Origin of the sequence: Pseudomonas iridis (assembly GCF_017980685.1) — a bacterium.
Taxonomy (GTDB): Bacteria; Pseudomonadota; Gammaproteobacteria; order Pseudomonadales; family Pseudomonadaceae; genus Aquipseudomonas; species Aquipseudomonas iridis.
In genome coordinates this window covers 758074-777707 of the sequence record NZ_JACXXO010000001.1, presented here as the reverse complement: position 1 = coordinate 777707, position 19634 = coordinate 758074, and the positions used below count along the sequence as shown (strand labels likewise).

At 58.6% G+C, this 19634-nt stretch carries 14 protein-coding genes and 2 pseudogenes; 11 read left to right on the top strand and 5 right to left on the bottom strand.

The features are described from left to right. Window positions 1–7 precede the first annotated feature (7 nt). From IEQ42_RS03620 to IEQ42_RS03610, 3 genes are all read left to right on the top strand, one after another. The gene (locus tag IEQ42_RS03620; RefSeq protein WP_210702578.1) at window positions 8–1375 is read left to right on the top strand and encodes a DUF1329 domain-containing protein; all 1368 of its coding nucleotides are present in this window, start codon (window positions 8–10) and stop codon (window positions 1373–1375) included. A 139-nt stretch (window positions 1376–1514) separates the two neighbouring features. Further along, window positions 1515–4070, top strand: coding sequence for a LuxR C-terminal-related transcriptional regulator (locus tag IEQ42_RS03615; RefSeq protein WP_210702577.1), 2556 nt, complete (start codon window positions 1515–1517; stop codon window positions 4068–4070). 180 nt (window positions 4071–4250) lie between these two features. Then, window positions 4251–6644: a dermonecrotic toxin domain-containing protein gene (locus tag IEQ42_RS03610; protein WP_210702576.1), complete on the top strand. Its 2394-nt coding sequence runs from the start codon at window positions 4251–4253 to the stop codon at window positions 6642–6644. 40 nt (window positions 6645–6684) lie between these two features. Here the strand turns inward: IEQ42_RS03610 and IEQ42_RS03605 are convergent, their stop codons facing one another. Beyond that, on the bottom strand, window positions 6685–7464 hold the full coding sequence (locus IEQ42_RS03605; RefSeq protein WP_047299800.1) for an IclR family transcriptional regulator: 780 nt from the start codon (window positions 7462–7464) through the stop codon (window positions 6685–6687). A gap of 164 nt (window positions 7465–7628) precedes the next feature. Between IEQ42_RS03605 and hmgA the strand changes: the two genes are divergently transcribed. The 4 genes and pseudogenes from hmgA to IEQ42_RS03585 all read left to right on the top strand — a co-directional run bounded on the left by hmgA (window position 7629) and on the right by IEQ42_RS03585 (window position 12386). Then, window positions 7629–8933 carry a homogentisate 1,2-dioxygenase gene (hmgA, locus tag IEQ42_RS03600; RefSeq protein ID WP_210702575.1) on the top strand — a complete coding sequence of 435 codons (1305 nt, stop codon included), beginning with the start codon at window positions 7629–7631 and terminating at the stop codon, window positions 8931–8933. Between the two features lie 3 nt (window positions 8934–8936). Further along, window positions 8937–10241 carry a fumarylacetoacetase gene (fahA, locus tag IEQ42_RS03595; RefSeq protein ID WP_210702574.1) on the top strand — a complete coding sequence of 435 codons (1305 nt, stop codon included), beginning with the start codon at window positions 8937–8939 and terminating at the stop codon, window positions 10239–10241. A 12-nt stretch (window positions 10242–10253) separates the two neighbouring features. After that, complete coding sequence (gene maiA / locus IEQ42_RS03590; RefSeq protein ID WP_115147438.1) at window positions 10254–10889, top strand: maleylacetoacetate isomerase; 636 nt, start codon at window positions 10254–10256, stop codon at window positions 10887–10889. Window positions 10890–11034: 145 nt separating this feature from the next. Next, window positions 11035–12386: pseudogene (locus IEQ42_RS03585) on the top strand (MFS transporter). Between the two features lie 13 nt (window positions 12387–12399). Here the strand turns inward: IEQ42_RS03585 and IEQ42_RS03580 are convergent. After that, window positions 12400–13203, bottom strand: coding sequence for a SirB1 family protein (locus IEQ42_RS03580; RefSeq protein WP_042557715.1), 804 nt, complete (start codon window positions 13201–13203; stop codon window positions 12400–12402). A gap of 185 nt (window positions 13204–13388) precedes the next feature. Here IEQ42_RS03580 and IEQ42_RS03575 point away from each other — a divergent pair, with 185 nt between their 5' ends. Continuing rightward, entirely contained in the window at window positions 13389–14408 is a 1020-nt protein-coding gene (locus tag IEQ42_RS03575; RefSeq protein ID WP_210702573.1) for a Leu/Phe/Val dehydrogenase, read from the top strand. Between the two features lie 145 nt (window positions 14409–14553). Here the strand turns inward: IEQ42_RS03575 and IEQ42_RS03570 are convergent. After that, a pseudogene (locus IEQ42_RS03570) lies at window positions 14554–14808 on the bottom strand (YebG family protein); the annotation flags it as partial. Between the two features lie 326 nt (window positions 14809–15134). Here IEQ42_RS03570 and IEQ42_RS03565 point away from each other — a divergent pair. After that, window positions 15135–15635, top strand: a complete 501-nt coding sequence (locus IEQ42_RS03565; protein ID WP_042557718.1) for a phosphate-starvation-inducible protein PsiE — start codon at window positions 15135–15137, stop codon at window positions 15633–15635. Here the strand turns inward: IEQ42_RS03565 and IEQ42_RS03560 are convergent. Both IEQ42_RS03560 and IEQ42_RS03555 read right to left on the bottom strand, forming a co-directional pair. Then, the gene (locus IEQ42_RS03560) at window positions 15632–15949 is read right to left on the bottom strand and encodes a DUF3509 domain-containing protein (RefSeq protein ID WP_047299804.1); all 318 of its coding nucleotides are present in this window, start codon (window positions 15947–15949) and stop codon (window positions 15632–15634) included. The two genes, IEQ42_RS03565 and IEQ42_RS03560, sit on opposite strands and share 4 nt — an antisense overlap. 243 nt (window positions 15950–16192) lie before the next feature. Continuing rightward, window positions 16193–17569, bottom strand: a complete 1377-nt coding sequence (locus IEQ42_RS03555; protein ID WP_210702571.1) for an L-serine ammonia-lyase — start codon at window positions 17567–17569, stop codon at window positions 16193–16195. Window positions 17570–17704: 135 nt separating this feature from the next. Between IEQ42_RS03555 and IEQ42_RS03550 the strand changes: the two genes are divergently transcribed. Both IEQ42_RS03550 and IEQ42_RS03545 read left to right on the top strand, forming a co-directional pair. Next, window positions 17705–18652 carry a LysR substrate-binding domain-containing protein gene (locus IEQ42_RS03550; protein ID WP_210702570.1) on the top strand — a complete coding sequence of 316 codons (948 nt, stop codon included), beginning with the start codon at window positions 17705–17707 and terminating at the stop codon, window positions 18650–18652. Between the two features lie 200 nt (window positions 18653–18852). Beyond that, window positions 18853–19257 carry an HPF/RaiA family ribosome-associated protein gene (locus IEQ42_RS03545; RefSeq protein WP_150594995.1) on the top strand — a complete coding sequence of 135 codons (405 nt, stop codon included), beginning with the start codon at window positions 18853–18855 and terminating at the stop codon, window positions 19255–19257. Window positions 19258–19634: the final 377 nt, after the last annotated feature.

The following is a 19634-nucleotide window of genomic DNA, read 5'->3' as shown; positions in this document are numbered from 1 at the left end:
GAAAGCAATGCGCAAAATGATTCTGCAATGCGGTGTGCTGGCCCTGAGTCTGTTGGCGGCCAACGTGATGGCGGCGGTGTCGCCGGATGAGGCGAACAAACTAGGCTCCAGCCTGACCCCGCTCGGCGCCGAGAAGGCCGGCAACGCCGACGGCTCGATCCCGGCATGGACGGGCGGCCTCGCGAAAAACGCCGGAGCGGTAGACAGTAAAGGCTTTCTTGCCGATCCGTTCGCCAATGAAAAACCGCTGTTCACCATCACCGCCGCCAACGTCGATCAGTACAAGAACAAACTGTCTGAAGGTCAGGTGGCGATGTTCAAACGCTATCCGCAGACCTACAAGATCCCGGTCTACCCGACCCATCGTACCGTCGCCGCACCACCGGAAATCTACGAATCGGCCAAGCGCAGCGCCCTTAACGTCACCACCATCAACGACGGTAACGGCCTGGCCAACTTCACCGGCAATCGCTACTACGCCTTCCCGATTCCGAAGAATGGCGTGGAAGTCTTGTGGAACCACATCACCCGTTATCACGGCGGCAACGTGAAGCGGATCATCACCCAAGTGACGCCGCAAACCAACGGCAGCTACACGCCGATCCGCTTCGAAGAAGAGATCGCCGTGCCGCAACTGATGAAAGATATCGACCCGGAAAAAGCCGCCAACGTGCTGACCTTCTTCAAGCAGTCGGTGACGGCTCCAGCGCGGCTGGCCGGTAACGTGCTGCTGGTGCACGAAACCCTCGATCAGGTGAAGGAGCCGCGCCTGGCGTGGATTTACAACGCCGGTCAGCGGCGCGTACGTCGCGCGCCGCAAGTGGCCTACGACGGCCCGGGCACCGCCGCCGATGGCCTGCGCACTTCGGACAACTTCGACATGTTCTCCGGTGCGCCGGATCGTTACGACTGGAAACTGGTCGGCAAAAAGGAAATGTACATTCCGTACAACAGCTACAAACTCGACTCGCCGAAGCTCAAGTACGACGACATCGTCAAGGCCGGGCACATCAATCAGGACCTGACGCGTTATGAGCTGCACCGCGTCTGGGAAGTGATCGGCACGGTCAAGGCGAACGAGCGGCACATCTACGCCAAGCGCCACATGTACATCGACGAGGACAGCTGGCAAGTCGCGCTCGCCGATCACTACGACGGTCGCGGGCAACTGTGGCGCGTCGCCGAAGGTCACGCTGAGTACTACTACGATCACCAGGCTCAGGCCTACACCCTCGAAGCGCTCTACGACATTATTGCCGGCCGCTACATCGCGCTGGGGATGAAGAACGAAGAGAAGCACAGCTATGAATTCGGCTTCGAAGCCAAGGCTGCCGACTACACACCATCGGCCCTGCGTACAGAGGGTGTGCGGTAACGGTTCTGATACATCGGCTGAACAAAAGGCGACCGCATGGTCGCCTTTTTTATGGCCGCCAATCAGCGTGCTGAATACTTGTCAACAAGCTGTCGGGAGAGGGCTAGGGTGAGCTCACAACTATAAAAAGGCTCATCCGATGACCGCCATGACAGCTTGTCTGGATCGCCCTGGTTTTCTCCCCAGACTGTCCTCCCATCACCAGAAACGCACGCGATTGAGCGAGCCATTGCTGGAGTCGGTGGCACGGGTCAGGCTCATTTGTGCGCCCGCCGGCAGCGGCAAGAGCGCGTTGCTCGCCGAGTGCCTGCTTCAGGCGCCGCCACACTGCGAAGTGTGCTGGCTACCGCTGGCGGGTGCCGCAATCAGGGTCGACGAATTTTGTCTGCGATTGGCACGGGCGTTGGGACTGGCAGACACAACGGAGTCCGGCCTGGTGGCTGCGCTGAGTCGCTGGTCGTTGCCGACCTGGCTGTTTATCGATGACTACTGTCGGCTGCCGGATCCAGCGCTGGATGCGTTGCTCGACCGCTTGCTGACGGTCAGTAGTCCGGCGCTCACCTGGTGGATCGGCACCCGCCGACGGCCGCAATGCAACTGGCCGCGGCTGTTGCTCGACGACGAACTGTACGAATGCGAATCCCCGACGCTAGCCCTGACCCCGGACGAAATCGCCCAGGCGCTGCGACATCTGTCGCCCGAGCAGGCTGGCAGTGTTGCTGCACGTATCGTCCAGCGTACCGGCGGTTGGTGCGCCGGGGTGCGCATGGCGCTGCTGCAAAAGTGTGACTGGTCGCAAAGTAATCAGCCGCAGCAACGGGTCGATACGCTGCTGGATTATCTGCAACACGAACTCTTCAATAGCCTCACACCGGAGCTGGCCGAGAACTGGCGCGTGCTCGCGCATCTGCCGCGCTTCAATGCCGAGCTGTGTGAGCATCTGTTTGGTGCCGGGGAGGGCGCACAGTGCCTGCGCACGTTGCAAACACTGGGCTGCTTTATCGAGCCATGGCACGACTCGGCCGACTGGCTGCAGGTTTTTCCACCGTTGTCGCGGGTGATGCGCGACGAACAATGGCCCGCAGGTCGTTCCTGGCATCGAAGGGCGTGTCAGTGGTTTTCCTGGCGGCAGGATTGGCGTTCGGCCTTCGAGCAAGCCTTGCTCGCCGAAGAACATGAAATCGCCGTCAGCCTGTTGCAGCACTTCAGCTTCGAGCATTTGTTTGAAGAGCAAACCGTGGTCCTGTTACTGCAATTGCATGAGCATCAGGATGAAGAGCTGACCCTGAGCACGCCGCAGCTGGTCGGTCTGATTACCGCTGCATTGCTCTTCGCCGGTCGTTTTGAACAGGCGGCGCAATGCATCGAGCATTTGGGGCGGTTCATGCCGCAGCCTTCGCCAGCTCATGAGCGGCAGTTGATTGCGCGTTGGCAAACGTTGAAGGGGTGGTTGCTGCATTTGGAAGGGCGAATGGAGGGCGCTCACGAATACTTTTCGCAAGCGTTGGAGGCACTCGATTTCGATAACTGGATCGCTCGGGTGATGTGTTTGTCAGGGTTGACCCAGCAGGCTTTGTTGCGTGGCGAGCTGGACGCCGCCCACGCCCGTAATCGCCAGGCACTGTGTCTGGCAAGGGCGCAAGGCTCGCTGGTTTTCGAAGCTCTGCTGGAGCTTGATCACGGGCAATTGCTCGAACAACGCGGCGCGGCACCTCGGGCTGAAAGTCTTTTGGCAGGCGTGCATGATTTACTCGTCCGGCAACCGATCCGCCTGACCCCGCTGTTGGGACGGATTGCGCTGCGTCGCGGGCGTCTTGCGCTGAGTCAGGGCCAGGATGTATTGGCGGCAAATTTTTTCCAGTCCGGTCTGGACGGTTGCGGGCGCAACCATGACAAGCGTGCCCTCTACGGCTATCTGGGGCTGGCGCAACTGGCTGCCAATCAGGCGGATTACGAGAAAGCGTTCGTGTGGCTGCGCGATGCGGAACGGCTGATGCAACAGCGGCAGATTCCAGACACGGTTTATCGTGGCGTGGTGTTGCAAGTCAGCAGTCTGTTCTGGCTGCAGCAGGGCCGTCATGAGCTGGCGTGCGAGGCGATGACACGCCTGTTACGGCACTACCAAGGAGCGGATGCCTTGCAGGCGCCTCCGGCGACTCTTGAGTTGATACCCCGCGTCGAGTACTTGTTGATCCTTGCCGAGGTAGGTTCAGGATCGGCGCACAACCCGATGGGCCGGTTACAGCGTCTGCTCGAAACGGCGCAGCGCTGCAGGATGCTCATTCTGGAAACCGACTTGCATCTGGCGATGGCAGAAGTTGCCTTTTCCCTGGGTGATCAGGCTTCGGCGCGCGCCAGCCTGCAGCAGGGTCTGGAGCTGAGTCGTCAATATGGGCTGCATCAGGCGTTGCGTGAGCAGCAGCTGCGCCACCCGGGGCTGTCGCAACTATTGGCAAACACGGTTTCGGAGCCGGCCACTGTTGAAGTGGCGAGCGGCAGTGGTTTGCTCAGTCAGCGTGAGCTGGAGGTTTTGCGCTTGATTGCCAAGGGCCATTCCAATCAACAAATTGCAGATGAGCTGTTTATTTCTTTGCATACAGTAAAGACTCATGCCAGGCGGATACATGGAAAGTTGGGCGTAGAGCGAAGAACTCAAGCGGTCGCAAGTGCCAAGTTGCTCGGGCTTGAGCTATAGTGGCTTTGTTATAGGTGTGGTACGGGTTTTATGTGATTTTTTTGCGGAGATGTTTGGTTGTCTTTTTACTTATAAAGTAACGTAAGTTCGATTTTATTAAAGGCTTGTGTTTGATAACTTCGCTGCATTCGATAAATGACGAGTTGTCATTTAATTAATGCTGAAAACAAGGAGTTGAGCATGAGCGTTATGAAAGAGTCTGAAGTCGGTGTGCCGGCGTGGTTGTCTGGCGTCAGTCAACAGCAGCGACAGCGGCATGAGAGCTTAATGGAAAACATGGTCGCCCAAGAGTCTCGGCGTGACCAGTTACTCGGCGATAAGGCATCATTGAAAGCTTTCGCCTCGGCACGTGCTAAAGCGTGGCTCAATAGCGCCTTGGGCGTTTCGCTTGATCCTGACACTATTAAGCTGGTATGCCGTTATAAGTTGAAGATTGCTCAGCGTACACTAGTCCAAGAAGACAAGCGCACGTTTACCGAGTTGGTATTGTTCGGATTACATGATCGTAATCAACGCTTTGAGATGATCTTCGAAGGGCCGGTTCCATCGGGCTTGACTCAGTCGCGCGTGGAGAGCTGGCTCTCGAACATTAACCTCCGTGCAGACTTCTGGGCAGGGCGTCGTAAGGTATTTAACGACTACAACGTGCAAATCGCGCTGTTGGAAGTTCTCGGAACGCGCATTGCCTACAGTGTGTTTGCTGCCACCTTGCAGGGGCATCTCAGTCAATCCAGTATGGCGATGGTTGAACGCTTCATGCAGGGTGACAGGAGTATTTCGGCGTCTGCTTTCGTGATGAATGGCTACCGCTTCGGTTTCAGGGATCTGATTGTTTACCAGCAAAAAGCCAATCTGTTCGGCGCCTGCGTTCTTTACGCGCCGGGCTCACCTGAGGGCCAGGACTGGTTTGAATTCCCTAATATCCGCGAACTGCAATTTCACGTGGCGGGTTGGGTAAGAACCGTAGAAGGCATCAGCTACCTGACTGCGCAGGCGCATCCGGCGGAACGAGGCACTTTGGCGAAGTACATCGCCACGTTGCGTGAACTTCCCAGCGCCTGGAAAGGAGCGACGCTTACCGAGTGGCCTGTTGCTCCCGAAGGAATTCTTGGAGAGGCAGTTTTTCATCAGATTGCTTGGGATCAGGCGCAGGAAGATCTCGCCCACCCTACGGCGTGGCGAAACGCGCGTGTTGAATCGCACCAGCAGTTCGCTCGCTTGAACACCGAAATCAAAGCGCTCTACACTTTAGGAACTCGCGAAACCAGCATTCTGGCTTATGAGCGTTTTAGTTACGACCTGATAAAGCAAAAAATCGAGGAACATTTAAAAGCTCTCGGGCAAACAGTGCAGGTAAACCCGGATCAGATTTTCATTGAGCTGAGCGAAGGTAAAAAGGTTTCGCTCAGCCAGCTCATCATCAAGGAAACATCGTTTGAGGTCCCCGAGCAATGGGGGAGGCACGTCCTTGGATATCCGCGTTTCAGTGTGGCTGCGGAGCATCCTGCGCTGCCGATGCTCGATATACGTTACTTGGCGGCGTGGTCGCGGGCGCTACGTCCCGGAGAAAAATATATTGCCATGCTTCGCGCCGCTTATTTGAACAAGCAACATAAGGATTATGCGCTCAGGCGAGAAGCTCATTTAAAAACACAGCAAGCAGAAATGAAACGTGCGCTTTTGATGAGTTCTTACGCGGGCACATTGGCAAGTAGTGAGAGTGATCAGATTTTTGCTCTGATTGAAAATTATAATATTGACTCGGCGTTAGATTTCCCGCCATTCGGAGAGGCTCCCTCTAGTGTCCAGTACAGTGCTATGTTCAAGTTTTATGTGAAAAGATGTATGGTTGAAGGGGTCTATGTTTTTCGACTTGTACAAGGTCGCGTCATTAAGGAAATTTTATATACGCCTAATGCACCGGATGGCGTCCATTTTCGTCCGTTGAACCAGTTCTTCAATGCGATCAAGGAAAACGGGCTGGGTCAGTATTTCTACGATCGAGTGAAGTACATGGATCAGCAAATTATGGGGACGTTCATTAACAATGTTGAGTTCAACAATATAAACGAAAGACTCCCTGTACTTGAGAACAACAGTCGCGTGTTGTCAATGCGGGCGACCTATGACGAGCGCATCGAACGGATCATTTCCGATGTTGATGCGCAGACCACCAGCCTCAACGAAATCATCGGCAAGTTGGTGTATGACGCGGTGGTAGCGGCTGCTAGCGTAGTCAGCCTCGTTGTTCCGCCAGTGGGCCTGGCGCTCACGGTGGTGCAGATCACCAAGAACGTGGTGGAAGGTGCGACAGCTTATCGATATGGCGATCGAGCAGCGGCGTTCAATAGCATCAAGGATGCACTGTTGGGTCTAGCCTCTCTGGTGCCGGGCGGTAAAGAAGCCACCAAAGCCCAGAAAACCTTGATTCAACTGATCGGGGACGGCAATACAATTGTTGGCCTGGTCGCATCGGTAACCCAGCAGTCCCTCAGCCATGAACGTTTGCTAGAAGTTATTAAACAGATTCTGGAAGAGCAAGCGGCGGGCGACAGCAAAACTGTGTTGCTGTAACCCATCCGAAAGTCGCTGACTAGCGGATCAACGAATACGCCTAGGCGTCAAACCCCATCCGCCAACTCACGGCCCGCGTCGCAGCCAACAACCGCTGCGCCGCCGGGCCGTTTTCGTCGGCATGGAACAACGAGGTCGGGCCGACGATGGTCAGTACCGCCGCCACTTGTCCGACGGCATTGAACACCGGTGCCGACAAGGCATCCACACCCGGCATCAGCAAGCCGTGGACATGATGCAGGCCGCGCGCGCGGATCTGTTCGCACAACGTCGCGTAGGCGGTTTCGTCCTTCAGCGGATGCTCGGCGACGGCGATTTCCCGCTCGCGCAATTCGTCGGTTTCCCGATGCGGCAGGTAGGCGCTGAACACCAGTCCTGTCGAGGAACTGAGCAGCGGCAGCACCGAACCCAGTTGCGTGACCACCGTCACTGCTCGCACCGCCGGTTCGATGTGCACCACGGTTGCTCCCTGATTGCCCCACACCGCGAGGAAACAGGTTTCGTTGAGTTCGTCGCGCAGTTCCGACAGGGGCAGGGCGGCTACTTTCAGCACGTCCATACTGTTGAGTGCCGCCAGGCCCACGCGCAGGGCTTCGCGGCCCAGACCGTAGTGGTTGGTCGCCGGGTTTTGCTCGGCGAAGCCGCTGGCAATCAACGCCTGCAAGTAGCGGTGAACCTTGCTCGCCGGCATCTGCACGTGTTCGGCCAGGCGCGACAGCGAGGTGGACGGCGACAACTCGGCCAAAGCCTTGAGGATGTCGGTGCCGACCTCGGCGGAGCGGACTTTCTGTTTGCCGTTACTGTCGCTGGTTTTTTCCATGGTGCGGCCGGGTTCCAATACGAATGGGCGTCTTTATAGCTTGACGCTGGATAGCGAGCAAATTACGTTATGCGTAATCGAATTACGATAATAACAACCCCGGCGTGCCGAAACCTCTGAGCCAGAGCGATGGGCCACTGCCGACTCCCTGTTCAGGAGGCTCCATGAACCTCGATTCAATCGCGTCGACGCTGGTTTATCAGTCCGGTTTCGGCAACGAATTCAGTACTGAAGCGTTGCCCGGCGCGCTGCCCGTCGGCCAGAACTCCCCGCAAAAAGCCCCCTACGGCCTGTACACCGAATTGTTTTCCGGCACCGCGTTCACCATGACCCGCAGCGAAGCGCGGCGCACCTGGATGTACCGCATTCAGCCGTCGGCCAATCACCCGGCGTTCGTCAAACTGGAGCGGCAACTGGCCGGTGGGCCTTTGGGTGAAGTAACCCCCAATCGCCTGCGCTGGAATCCGCTGGACATGCCGGCCGAACCGACCGATTTCATCGATGGACTGGTCAGCATGGCGGCCAATTCCGGCGCCGAGAAACCTTCGGGCATCAGCATCTATAACTACGCGGCCAACCGCTCGATGGAGCGGGTGTTTTTCAATGCTGACGGCGAACTGCTGCTGGTGCCGCAACTGGGGCGTCTGCGCATTGCCACTGAGTTGGGCGTGCTGGAAGTCTCGCCGCTGGAAATTGCCGTGCTGCCACGGGGTCTGAAATTCCGCATCGAACTGCTCGATCCGCAAGCGCGCGGCTATGTTGCCGAGAACCATGGCGCGCCGCTGCGCCTGCCGGACCTGGGGCCGATCGGCAGCAACGGTCTGGCCAATCCGCGCGATTTCCTCACCCCGGTCGCCGCCTACGAAAACCTGCAACAACCCACCACGCTGGTGCAGAAATTCCTCGGCCAGTTGTGGGCCACCGAGCTCAATCATTCGCCGCTGAACGTAGTGGCCTGGCACGGTAATAACGTGCCGTATAAATATGATCTGCGCCGATTCAACACCATCGGTACGGTCAGTTTTGATCACCCCGACCCGTCGATCTTCACCGTGTTGACCTCGCCGACCAGCGTGCATGGCCTGGCCAACCTCGACTTCGTGATCTTCCCGCCACGCTGGATGGTGGCCGAGAACACCTTCCGTCCACCGTGGTTCCACCGCAATCTGATGAACGAATTCATGGGCCTGATCCAGGGCGAATACGACGCCAAGGCCGAAGGCTTTGTGCCCGGCGGCGCCTCGCTGCACAGCTGCATGAGTGCTCACGGCCCGGACGGCGAGACCTGCACCAAAGCGATCAACGCCGAGCTTGCACCCGCGAAAATCGACAACACCATGGCCTTCATGTTCGAGACCAGCCAAGTGTTGCGCCCTAGCCGCTTCGCCCTCGACTGCCCACAACTGCAACCCCATTACGACGCTTGCTGGGCCACATTGCCCGCCACGTTCGACCCGACCCGGAGATAACCCATGACTCAGAATTCCATCACCCGCAGCTGGGTTGCGTCGGCCAACGGCCACACCGATTTCCCGCTGCAGAACCTGCCACTGGGTGTGTTCAGCATCAACGGTTCAGAACCGCGCAGCGGTGTGGCCATTGGCGACCACATCTTCGATCTGCATGTTGCCCTTGAAGCGGGCCTGTTCGATGGCGCCGCTCGCAGCGCTGTCGAAGCCACCCGTGGCGGCCAGTTGAATGCCTTCTTCGACCTCGGTCGTGAGGCGCGGGTTGCCCTGCGTGAACGTTTGCTGGAACTGTTCAGCGAAACCAGCACCCAGCGCGGCGACATCGAAGCTCAAGGTGCGAAGCTGCTGCCATTGGCCGCCGATTGCCAAATGCATCTGCCGGCGCGCATCAGCGATTACACCGACTTCTACGTCGGCATCGAGCACGCGCAGAACGTCGGCAAACTGTTCCGTCCGGACAACCCGCTGCTGCCGAACTACAAGCACGTGCCAATCGGCTATCACGGTCGCGCGTCCACTGTGCGTGCGTCCGGCACCGACGTCCGTCGTCCTAAAGGCCAGACCCTGCCGGCCGGTGCTACCGAGCCGACTTTTGGCCCATGCGCGCGTCTGGACTATGAGCTGGAACTGGGCATCTGGATCGGTCAGGGCAACGAGATGGGCGACTCGATCGCCATCGGTGATGCGGCCGAACACATCGCCGGTTTCTGCCTGCTCAACGACTGGTCGGCTCGCGACATCCAGGCCTGGGAATACCAGCCGCTGGGGCCGTTCTTGTCCAAGAGTTTCATCACCAGCGTCTCGCCGTGGGTCGTCACTGCCGAAGCGCTGGAGCCGTTCCGCACCGCACAACCGGCACGTCCGCAAGGCGATCCGCAGCCACTGCCTTATCTGTTCGACAAGCGCGATCAGGACGGCGGTGCATTCGACATCGAACTGGAAGTGCTGCTGCTCACCGAAACCATGCGCGAGCAGAATCTGCCGGCTCATCGCCTGACCCTGAGCAACACCCGCTACATGTACTGGACCGTCGCGCAAATGGTCGCGCATCACAGCGTCAACGGTTGCCAGTTGCAGGCCGGTGACCTGTTCGGTTCGGGCACGCTGTCCGGTCCTGAAAACGGTCAGTTCGGCAGCCTGCTGGAAATCACCGAGGGTGGTAAAAAGCCGATCGAACTGGCGTCCGGCGAAGTGCGCAAATTCCTTGAAGATGGCGACGAAATCATTCTGCGCGCGCGTTGTGCCCGTGACGGTTTCGCCTCGATCGGCTTTGGCGAATGCCGCGGCAAAGTGCTGGCGGCGCGCTGACAGGAGCGGCTCATGGATCTCTACACCTATTACCGCTCGACCTCGTCGTATCGGGTGCGAATCGCACTGGCGCTAAAAGGTCTCGACTATCAGGCGTTGCCGGTCAACTTGATCGCGGCGCCCGGTGGCGAACATCGGCAGCCGGCGTATCTGGCGATCAATCCACAGGGCCGCGTGCCGGCCTTGCGCACCGATGACGGCGAGCTGCTTATTCAGTCACCGGCGATCATCGAGTACCTGGAGGAACGTTATCCACAGGTGCCGCTACTCCCCGAAGACCTCGCTGCCCGCGCCCATGTGCGCGGCGTGGCGGCGGTGATCGGTTGCGATGTGCATCCGTTGCACAACGTCAGCGTGCTCAATCGACTGCGGCAGTCGGGGCATGACGAACCGCAGGTCATGGAGTGGATCAGTCATTGGATCAGCCAGGGGCTGACGACGGTGGAACAGTTGATTGGCGATAGCGGATTCTGTTTCGGTGAGTGGCCGTGCGTGGCGGACGTGTATCTGATTCCGCAGTTGTACGCGGCCGAGCGCTTCAATGTTTCGCTTGAGGCTTATCCGCGGATTTGCCGTGTTTCGGAATTGGCGGCCGAACATCCAGCGTTCATCCAGGCTCACCCGTCAAACCAGCCAGATACACCGTAAGCCCCCGTGTGGGCGCGAGCCTGCTCGCGAAGGCTGAGTGTCAGTCTCCATTCATATAGCTGACACGCCGCATTCGCGAGCAGGCTCGCTCCCACAAGGTTCGGCGGTGAACCACCAAACCATAAAAACAAAAAGGTACCTCGCGATGCACAACCAGATTGCCAGCTTCCGGGCGGCACTCGACGCCCGTCCTGTGTCCCGATATCAGTGGTTGCTCTTGATCCTGCTCGCCTTGTTGCTGGTCACCGATGGTTATGACGCCCAGGTGCTGGGCTACGTGGTGCCGGCGCTGGCGCAGGATTGGGGGCTGGAAAAATCCGCCTTCGGACCTGTATTCAGTGCCAACCTGCTAGGCCTCACCATTGGCTCCCTCGCAGTGACACCGCTGGCCGACCGTTTTGGTGTGCGGCGAATTCTGCTTGCTTGCGTGCTGATCTACGCCAGTTTGACCCTGCTGATGGTGTTCGCCGACTCCCTGAACTCCCTGATGGTCGCTCGCTTTATCTGCGGCATCGGCATGGGCGGTGCAATGCCTAGCGCGATGGCGCTGATGTCGGATTATTCGCCACCACGTTTACGCACCTTGATGGTCACGCTGGCGGCTTGTGGCTTCTCGTTTGGTGGTGCGGCAGGTGGTTTTGTTGCCGCCGGTTTCATCGATCAGTTCGGTTGGCAGGCAGTGTTCCTCGCCGGCGGTGTGACCCCGCTGCTGCTGTTTCCGTTTCTCTGGTGGGTGCTGCCCGAATCCTTGCCGCGCCTGCTGCGTGATCAGCCACCTTATGCGCGGCTGCGCAGAGTTACCGGGCGAATGTTGCCGGACTGGCAACCTCCGCTGGCCTCGGTCGAACAGAATCAACGCGAGCAGGGCAGTAAACTGACCGTGGTCGAACTGTTCCGCAATGGTTATGCGCGGCCAACCTTACTGATTTGGGCGACGTTCTTCGTCAGCCTGATCTTGCTGTACTTCATGATCAGTTGGTTGCCGTCGCTGCTACTGGAAAGTGGCCTGAAACTTAACGAAGCCAATCTGGTGACGTCGATGTTCCTGTTCGCCGGCACCCTGGGTGCGATTTGCATGGCCTGGTTCGCCGACCGTTTGAAACGCAAGGTGCGACTGTTGTCCGGCGTGCTTGCAGGCGCTGCGCTGTGCACGATTGTGCTGGGGCTTAACCACGACAATCCGCGTTATCTGGTGGCCTGCGTGCCGCCGGGTTCTGCATCATTGGCGGGCAACTGACGCTGAACGCTTTCGCCAGTAACTTCTACCCGGCGCATGTGCGCGCCACCGGCACTGGTTGGGCATTGGGTGTGGGGCGATTTGGTTCGATTCTCGGGCCATTGTTCGGCAGCCTGTTGCTGGCGATGCACATTCCGGTGCAGCAGATTTTCTTCTTCTGCGCGATTCCGGCCGTCATCGCCGCATTGCTGATCATCCAGGTGCGTTCGCCCTCGGAAACCGTCGGGCAGTCGGTGGTGGAGCAAGCACTGAAAAGCTGAAGATCTTTTGCTGTCAGTGGACGACTGAGTTCGGCGGCAGATGCCCGAGTCGTTCGGTCAGGCGCAGCCGTTGGATCGGGTCATCGCTGAGCAACAACGCGTGTTCCAGATCAAACCGCTCGGCGTTCGGGCAGTCGAGCCGCTGATACAGGCTGGCCCGGGCCAGATAATCGGCGGCGCCGGCATCGCCCAGTTCAAGCACGCGTTCGGCATCAATCAGCGCGGCGATGAAGTCATCCTGAGTCAGGTGAAGCTGGCGCAAATTGCGCGACAGGCGCTGCAGCATCTGCACCGGCGTGGCAGTCAACAAATGCTCGGCATTGAGTTTCATGTTGGGCCCGTACTGGCGCTGCAACAGCTCACGACAGTCGTTGGGGTACAAGCGGCGACCGCCGCATGGATCGAGCAGATGATCGGCACCGGGCACGCGCAACAGGAAGTGCCCGGGGAAGTTGACCCCGACCAGGGGAATCTCCAGACCACGCGCCAGTTCCAGTGCAATCAATGCCAACGCCAGCGGCTGCCCGCGACGGGTCTGCAAGACTTTATGTATTAAAGCGGCCTGCGGACGGAGCGGGGTGAAGTCATCCATGGCAAAGCCCAGATCATTCATGCGCCGCAATAACGGCTGCGCCAACTCGCTGACTGGCAACATCGGCAAACCGTAGCTGACACGCTGTTGCAGATCCTTGAACTCCACAAGCAGCGCCTCGGGGTCGACTGCTTTTTCGTGCTCGGCGGCCATCCACAGCGCGGCTTCGAACAGCGCGGGAGGTGAACGGTGCAGGCACTCGAAAAAGCGTTGGCGCGGGCTCATCGAAATCTCCGTGGAATGCCTCGTTTTAGCCCCGTCCGTGGCATTCGTCCAGTGGCTCGGTGAACAGGTTGAGAGATATGCCGTAAAGCCTTCGTCGGCACGCCTGCTTATTCCGGTGCGCTCCAGCAATTTTCAGGCGCAAGCCTATACTGGCGTTCTACAAGAAGTGATTCGGGAGCCCAACGATGTTTGCGCTCATGCAAAGCACTCGCCTGGAATCGCTGCACCTTAGCGTCGACCCGGTTTGCGGGTTGAAGGCGGTCATTGCCATCCATAACAGCCGCCTGGGCCCAGCCTTGGGCGGGTGTCGTTATCTTGCCTACCCTAACGACGACTCCGCCGTCGAGGACGCCATTCGCCTCGCTCAGGGCATGAGCTACAAGGCCGCGTTGGCGGGTTTGCCGCAGGGCGGTGGGGTTGCGGTCATCGTGCGCCCGATTCATGTTGAAAATCGTGCAGCGCTGTTCGAAGCCTTCGGTCGTTGCATCGACCAGCTCGACGGTCGCTACATCACCGCCATCGACAGCGGCACTTCGGTGGCGGACATGGATTGCATCGCCCAACAGACCCAACACGTCACCAGCACCACCTCGGCCGGCGATCCGGCGCCGCACGCGGCGATGGGTGTGTTCGCCGGCATTCGTGCCACGGCGATGGCGCGCCTGGGCAGTGACAACCTCGAAGGCTTGCGCGTGGCGATTCAGGGCCTGGGCAATGTCGGTTATGCATTGGCCGAGCAACTGCACGCCGCCGGCGCCGAGTTGCTGGTCAGCGACATCGACCACGGCAAGGTGCAACTGGCGATGGAACAGCTTAATGCTCACCCTGTCGCCAACGATGCGTTGCTCAGCACGCCGTGCGACATCCTTGCGCCGTGTGGTCTGGGCGGTGTGCTCAATAGCCATTCGGTGGCGCAACTGCGCTGCGCGGCGGTGGCGGGCTCGGCGAACAATCAGCTGACGCATCTGGATGTGGCCGATCAACTGGAACGGCGCGGCATTCTTTATGCGCCGGATTATGTGATCAATGCGGGTGGGCTGATTTACGTCTCGCTGAAACATCGCGGTGAGGAATTGACCACCATTACCGCGCACCTGTCGAAAATCAGCTCGCGGCTGACTGAAGTTTTTGCCCATGCGCAGGCGGAGAAACGTTCACCGGCGCGGGTGGCGGATGAGTTGGCGGAAAGAGTTTTGTATCGCTGAGTTTCGCAGGCATGAAAAAGGCCCTGAGCCATTTGACTCAGGGCCTATTCAATTCGGGCATCAACTACTTTGCAGCTTTCGCCGCTTTGGCTGGCTTGACCGGCGCTTCGGCAGATTCTTCCGCCTCGGCTTTTTCGACCGGCTCGGCCGGCGCATTGATCAGCTCCGACAGTGCATCAGGCTGGCTCTTGAAGGCCCGGGCGAATACATCACGGTTCTTCGCCATGTAGATCCCGGCTTCTTCCACTTGCTGTTCAGTCAGGGACGGAACGGCTTTTTGCAACACATCGGCCAGATATTCGGCCAGTTCGAGCATTTTGTCATGACGGTCAGCTTCGGCTTTATCCATGAACAAGCGCTCCAGATCTCGGCTGCTGCGGTATACCACTTCGACGGCCATTCACCACCTCACATGCCTTCACATTTAGTTGTCTTTGCGACTACTGTATCTATATACAGCGAAAAGGATAAGCGAATCCCTGCGCTTTGGGTAGTGGCATTTCAATGTAGACCGAATTCAGGGTTTGTCAGCCGAGCCGCGTGACTGCGATTCGCAAGCAGGCTCACCCCACCTGAGCAGGGCATGTGCGACCAAACGCCACAGCGCGGGTTTTGCGGCACATCGCCATGATGCGTGGCCCTGTTTCTGCATGAAATCAGGCACGTGCAGAAAACCGTCACGTCCAACACGCATCATCCGCTCGAATCGGGCTAAGGAACATCATCGTGAAAATCAACTGGGCCGAGAAACTGCGGCAACAAGTGCATCAACTGGCCGAGTCCCTGGGCAACCTGTTCGTCGAGACTTTCCACTACCTGGCGCTGTTCGCCATTGGTGCGGTGACCGCGTATGCCGCGGTGATGGAGTTTCTCGGGATGCTCGAAGTCGGGCACATCAAGATCGATGACATTCTGTTGCTGTTCATCTATCTGGAACTGGGGGCGATGGTCGGGATTTATTTCAAGACCAACCACATGCCGGTGCGCTTCCTGATCTACGTGGCGATCACTGCGCTGACGCGACTGCTGATCTCCAATGTCTCGCACCACAATCCGCCGGACATGGGCATCATCTACCTGTGCGGCGGCATTCTGCTGCTGGCATTTTCGATTCTGGTGGTGCGTTACGCGTCGTCGCAATTTCCTTCGGTGAAGATCGAATACCCGCAACGCAAAGTCGGTACGGGTTCGAGTGAGCATCCCGATGTCGAGAAGGGCGAACTCTAAAGACCGGCCGATGGCCGAGGCTGGCCTTTGATCTGTGGCGGTGGCGGGGTCAGCCCGTCGCCGCTGGTCATGGCTTCGAGAATCGCCATGGCGCTGTGGCCCTGTTCGATGGCGATACCGAACTGAATGCTTTGCACCAGCAGCTTGAGGCGTTTAGGGTCATTGCGCTGTTCGGCGCTGATCATCCGCTTGGCCACGATCCGGCCGCTGTTGGACAGGGTCAGCATGATGCTGCCGTCCAGGCCCTGAATGCTCAGGTTGATCTGATAGTCCGGCGCGAAGGCATCGGTAATGATCTGAAAAGGATTGTCCATGATGCGTCACCGCCTGATTGAACGTGCAGTTGTTGACCGGCCGTCATCGGGTTGGTTCTCCCAACCAGACCATCGGCCATTCCGTGGCCATTTCGCGAAATTGCTCCTGTAGCGTTAGCAAGGTGCATGCCGGGAAAATTGTCGAACAATGAATCCGGCAAGAACAAGGCGAGCACTGGGCTCGCCTTGTTCATTTCTGGTCTATTTTCGGGCAGGTGAGCGCAGACAGTGCAGTCAGGCGGATCAGCACTCCACCCAGTTCACCGCCAGACCGCCCCGTGAAGTCTCTTTGTATTTGTCATGCATGTCGGCGCCGGTATCGCGCATGGTGCGGATCACCCGGTCGAGTGAGATGAAGTGGTTACCGTCGCCACGCAGGGCCATTTGTGTGGCATTGATGGCCTTCACCGCAGCGATCGCATTGCGTTCGATGCACGGCACTTGCACGAGGCCGCCGACCGGGTCGCAGGTCAGGCCAAGATTGTGTTCCAGGCCGATTTCGGCTGCGTTTTCCAGTTGCTCGGGAGTGGCGCCGAGTATTTCGGCCAGGCCGGCGGCAGCCATGGCGCAGGCCGAGCCGACTTCGCCCTGACAACCGACTTCGGCACCAGAGATCGACGCATTTTTCTTGCACAGAATGCCGACGGCGGCCGCGGACAGGAAGAAAGCGACGACGTCATCGTCAGACGCGTCCGGGTTGAATTTCATGTAGTAGTGCAAAACCGCCGGAATGATCCCCGCCGCGCCGTTGGTCGGCGCGGTGACCATGCGCCCGCCGGCAGCGTTTTCTTCGTTGACGGCGAGGGCGAACAGGTTGACCCATTCCATCGCCGACAGCGTCGAGCTGATCACATTCGGTTTGCCGATTTCCAGCAGGCTGCGATGCAGTTTTGCTGCACGGCGCGGCACCTTCAGACCGCCGGGGAGGATGCCTTCGTGGCGCAGGCCCTGCTCGACGCACTCGCGCATCACCGACCAGATATGCAGCAAACCCTGACGGATGTCCGCATCGCTGCGCCAGGCACGTTCATTGGCCATCATCAGCTCGGACACCCGCAGGTTGTGCTGCTTGCACAGCGACAACAGCTCGGCGGCGCTGGAAAAATCGTAAGGCAACACTACGTCACCCGACGGCGCGACACCTGATTCAGCTTCCGCCGCTTCGATGATGAAGCCGCCGCCGACCGAGTAGTACGTCTGCGTGAACAGCTCGGCAGATTCGCCAAAGGCTGTCAGCGACATGGCATTGGGGTGGTAGGGCAGGCTCTCGTCCAGCAGCAGGAGATCGCGTTGCCAGTCGAAGGCAATCGACCGTCCGTCGGCGAGGGGCAGTTGCCCGGTGTGGCGCAGTTGCTCGATGCGCGCATCGATGGTCGTCGGGTCGATGCTGTCCGGCCATTCGCCCATCAGGCCCATGATCGTGGCGCGGTCGGTGGCGTGACCCACGCCGGTGGCCGACAGCGACCCGTATAAACGGATTTCAACGCGGTACACATCATTGAGCAGACGTTGATCGCTCAGCGCTTGAGCAAAGGTCGCGGCCGCGCGCATCGGGCCGACGGTGTGGGAACTGGACGGGCCGATGCCCACTTTGAATAGATCGAAAACACTGATAGCCATGCTAAACCCTTACAAGCAATGGAGGAGGAATCGCTGCCATTTTTTGTCGGACAAGCGCAATGTCGGCGATACTGCCTCGCTCGGTCGGACGTGACCAACGAAACTTCCTAAGACAGCCTTTAGCAGGACTAAACGATGAGTCGTCAATTGCATGCGCAGACCTACGTCTGGCTGCAGGTGTTTTCCTGTGCCGCGCGGCACCTTTCCTTCACCCGTTGTGCTGAAGAGCTGCACATCACGCCGGGCGCGGTCAGCCAGCAAATCCGCCAACTGGAAGAGCGCCTCGGCTTTCGGCTGTTTCACCGGCGTGCGCGGGGCGTGGAATTGAGTGCGGAAGGCCAGCGGCTGGCGATCACGGTGAATGAGGCGTACGGCAGCATCGACGCCGAATTGCGTCGACTGGATGCCGGGATGATCAGCGGGATCCTGCGGGTGCGTTCCATTCCATCGTTCCTCAGCAAATGGCTGACGCCGCGTTTGCCGCGTTTACAGCAGCGTTACCCGGACATCCAGTTGCGACTGGTGGCCGAGGACAGCAGCGTGCCGTTGCATGAGGGCGATTTCGATTTGGCCATCGACCTGAACGACGGCAGTTATCCGGGTTTGTTATCCACAGCGTTGCTCGATGAGCAGATTTTCCCGGTGTGCGCGCCAAGCCTCTTGCGCGGTCGCCCGCCGCTGCACGGGCCGGTGGACCTGGTGCATTTCCCCTTGTTGCACGACATCACCGCCTGGCGCGGCAGTTATGAATATGCGGAATGGGAATTTTATTTGAATGCGATCGGCTTCGAAGGCGCCGACGTGCGGCGTGGGCATACCTTCAATCGCAATCACCTGACCATCGAAGCGGCAATTGCCGGCATGGGCGTCGCGATTGCGCGGCGCACATTGCTCAATGATGAGCTGGAGCGGGGCGCGTTGATCGTGCCGTTCGGGCTATCGGTGCCCAATCACAAACGTTACGTGTTGCTGTATGCGCCGGGCGCGTTGAGTCATCCGGGCGTGCGTGCAGTGCATGACTGGCTGGTAGAGGAGGCAGGGATTTTTCGCAGCTTGCACCCGTTGAACGACGGGCAATTGTGAGCAGATTTTGCAGGAAGGCATGGCGACCCAACTCCCGACCTTACCAGTGCTTTGTCCGGTTGTCCGGCTTTTTCTGCGAATGAATATTTATCTTTTTTCAGGGGTTGAAATGTTCGACGGTCGGGCCGATTGTTGTAACCAAGGGGTCAGGAAATTCAATTCGAGGCCCCTCGCGAGCTAGCTGAAATAAGGGATGAACTATGCAAATCCAAGTCAACAGCGATAACCATATTCAAAGTAGTCAACGACTGGAGGAGTGGGTACGCACCACCATTGAGAGCACGCTCGAACGTTATGAAGAAGACCTTACCCGTGTCGAAGTCCATCTGAGCGACGAGAACGGTGACAAACCAGGTCCCCATGACTTGCGCTGCCAACTGGAAGCGCGGCCAAAAGGCCATCAACCGGTTTCCGTTACCCATAAAGCCGATTCGCTGGAACTGGCGATCGATGGCGCTGCCGAAAAACTCGAGCACGCGCTGGAACACCTTTTTGGCAAACTGCGAGGTAAACCACGCGCCGCTGTGGTGCCGTTCAGCAAAGCGAACGATTCGCTGCTGGAAGAAGAGTTTCTAGAGAACGAACAGGCAGCGATCAACAGTTGATGCGCTGATTATTCAAGTCACCCAATGAGAACGGGCCTGCTGATGCAGGCCCGTTTTTGTTTGTGGTGTTGCTGGAGGTTGTGCACGGCTCAGGCTCCAAACCCTCACCCCAGCCCTCTCCCGGAGGGAGAGGGGGCCGATCGAGGTGTCTGGTTTATTGCTTCGACCTGAAATACCGCGTCGATTACGGATTCGGCGAAGCATTATCAGATCGGCGTATGTCTGCAGCATCCCCCAATCAGCCCTCTCTCCCGGAGGGAGAGGGGGCCGATCGAGGTGTCTGGTTTATTGCTTCGACCTGAAATACCGCGTCGATTACGGATTCGGTGAAGCATTATCAGGTCGGCGTATCTCTGCAGCATCCCCCAATCAGTCCC

What these genes read in the sequence shown, in the direction of transcription:
- IEQ42_RS03620 (WP_210702578.1), top strand. Translation starts at nt 8, where the DNA reads ATGCGCAAAATGATTCTGCAATGCGGTGTGCTGGCCCTGAGTCTGTTG.
- IEQ42_RS03615 (WP_210702577.1), top strand. Translation starts at nt 1,515, where the DNA reads ATGACCGCCATGACAGCTTGTCTGGATCGCCCTGGTTTTCTCCCCAGA.
- IEQ42_RS03610 (WP_210702576.1), top strand. Translation starts at nt 4,251, where the DNA reads ATGAGCGTTATGAAAGAGTCTGAAGTCGGTGTGCCGGCGTGGTTGTCT.
- IEQ42_RS03605 (WP_047299800.1), bottom strand. Translation starts at nt 7,464, where the DNA reads ATGGAAAAAACCAGCGACAGTAACGGCAAACAGAAAGTCCGCTCCGCC.
- hmgA (WP_210702575.1), top strand. Translation starts at nt 7,629, where the DNA reads ATGAACCTCGATTCAATCGCGTCGACGCTGGTTTATCAGTCCGGTTTC.
- fahA (WP_210702574.1), top strand. Translation starts at nt 8,937, where the DNA reads ATGACTCAGAATTCCATCACCCGCAGCTGGGTTGCGTCGGCCAACGGC.
- maiA (WP_115147438.1), top strand. Translation starts at nt 10,254, where the DNA reads ATGGATCTCTACACCTATTACCGCTCGACCTCGTCGTATCGGGTGCGA.
- IEQ42_RS03580 (WP_042557715.1), bottom strand. Translation starts at nt 13,203, where the DNA reads ATGAGCCCGCGCCAACGCTTTTTCGAGTGCCTGCACCGTTCACCTCCC.
- IEQ42_RS03575 (WP_210702573.1), top strand. Translation starts at nt 13,389, where the DNA reads ATGTTTGCGCTCATGCAAAGCACTCGCCTGGAATCGCTGCACCTTAGC.
- IEQ42_RS03560 (WP_047299804.1), bottom strand. Translation starts at nt 15,949, where the DNA reads ATGGACAATCCTTTTCAGATCATTACCGATGCCTTCGCGCCGGACTAT.
- IEQ42_RS03555 (WP_210702571.1), bottom strand. Translation starts at nt 17,569, where the DNA reads ATGGCTATCAGTGTTTTCGATCTATTCAAAGTGGGCATCGGCCCGTCC.
- IEQ42_RS03550 (WP_210702570.1), top strand. Translation starts at nt 17,705, where the DNA reads ATGAGTCGTCAATTGCATGCGCAGACCTACGTCTGGCTGCAGGTGTTT.
- IEQ42_RS03545 (WP_150594995.1), top strand. Translation starts at nt 18,853, where the DNA reads ATGCAAATCCAAGTCAACAGCGATAACCATATTCAAAGTAGTCAACGA.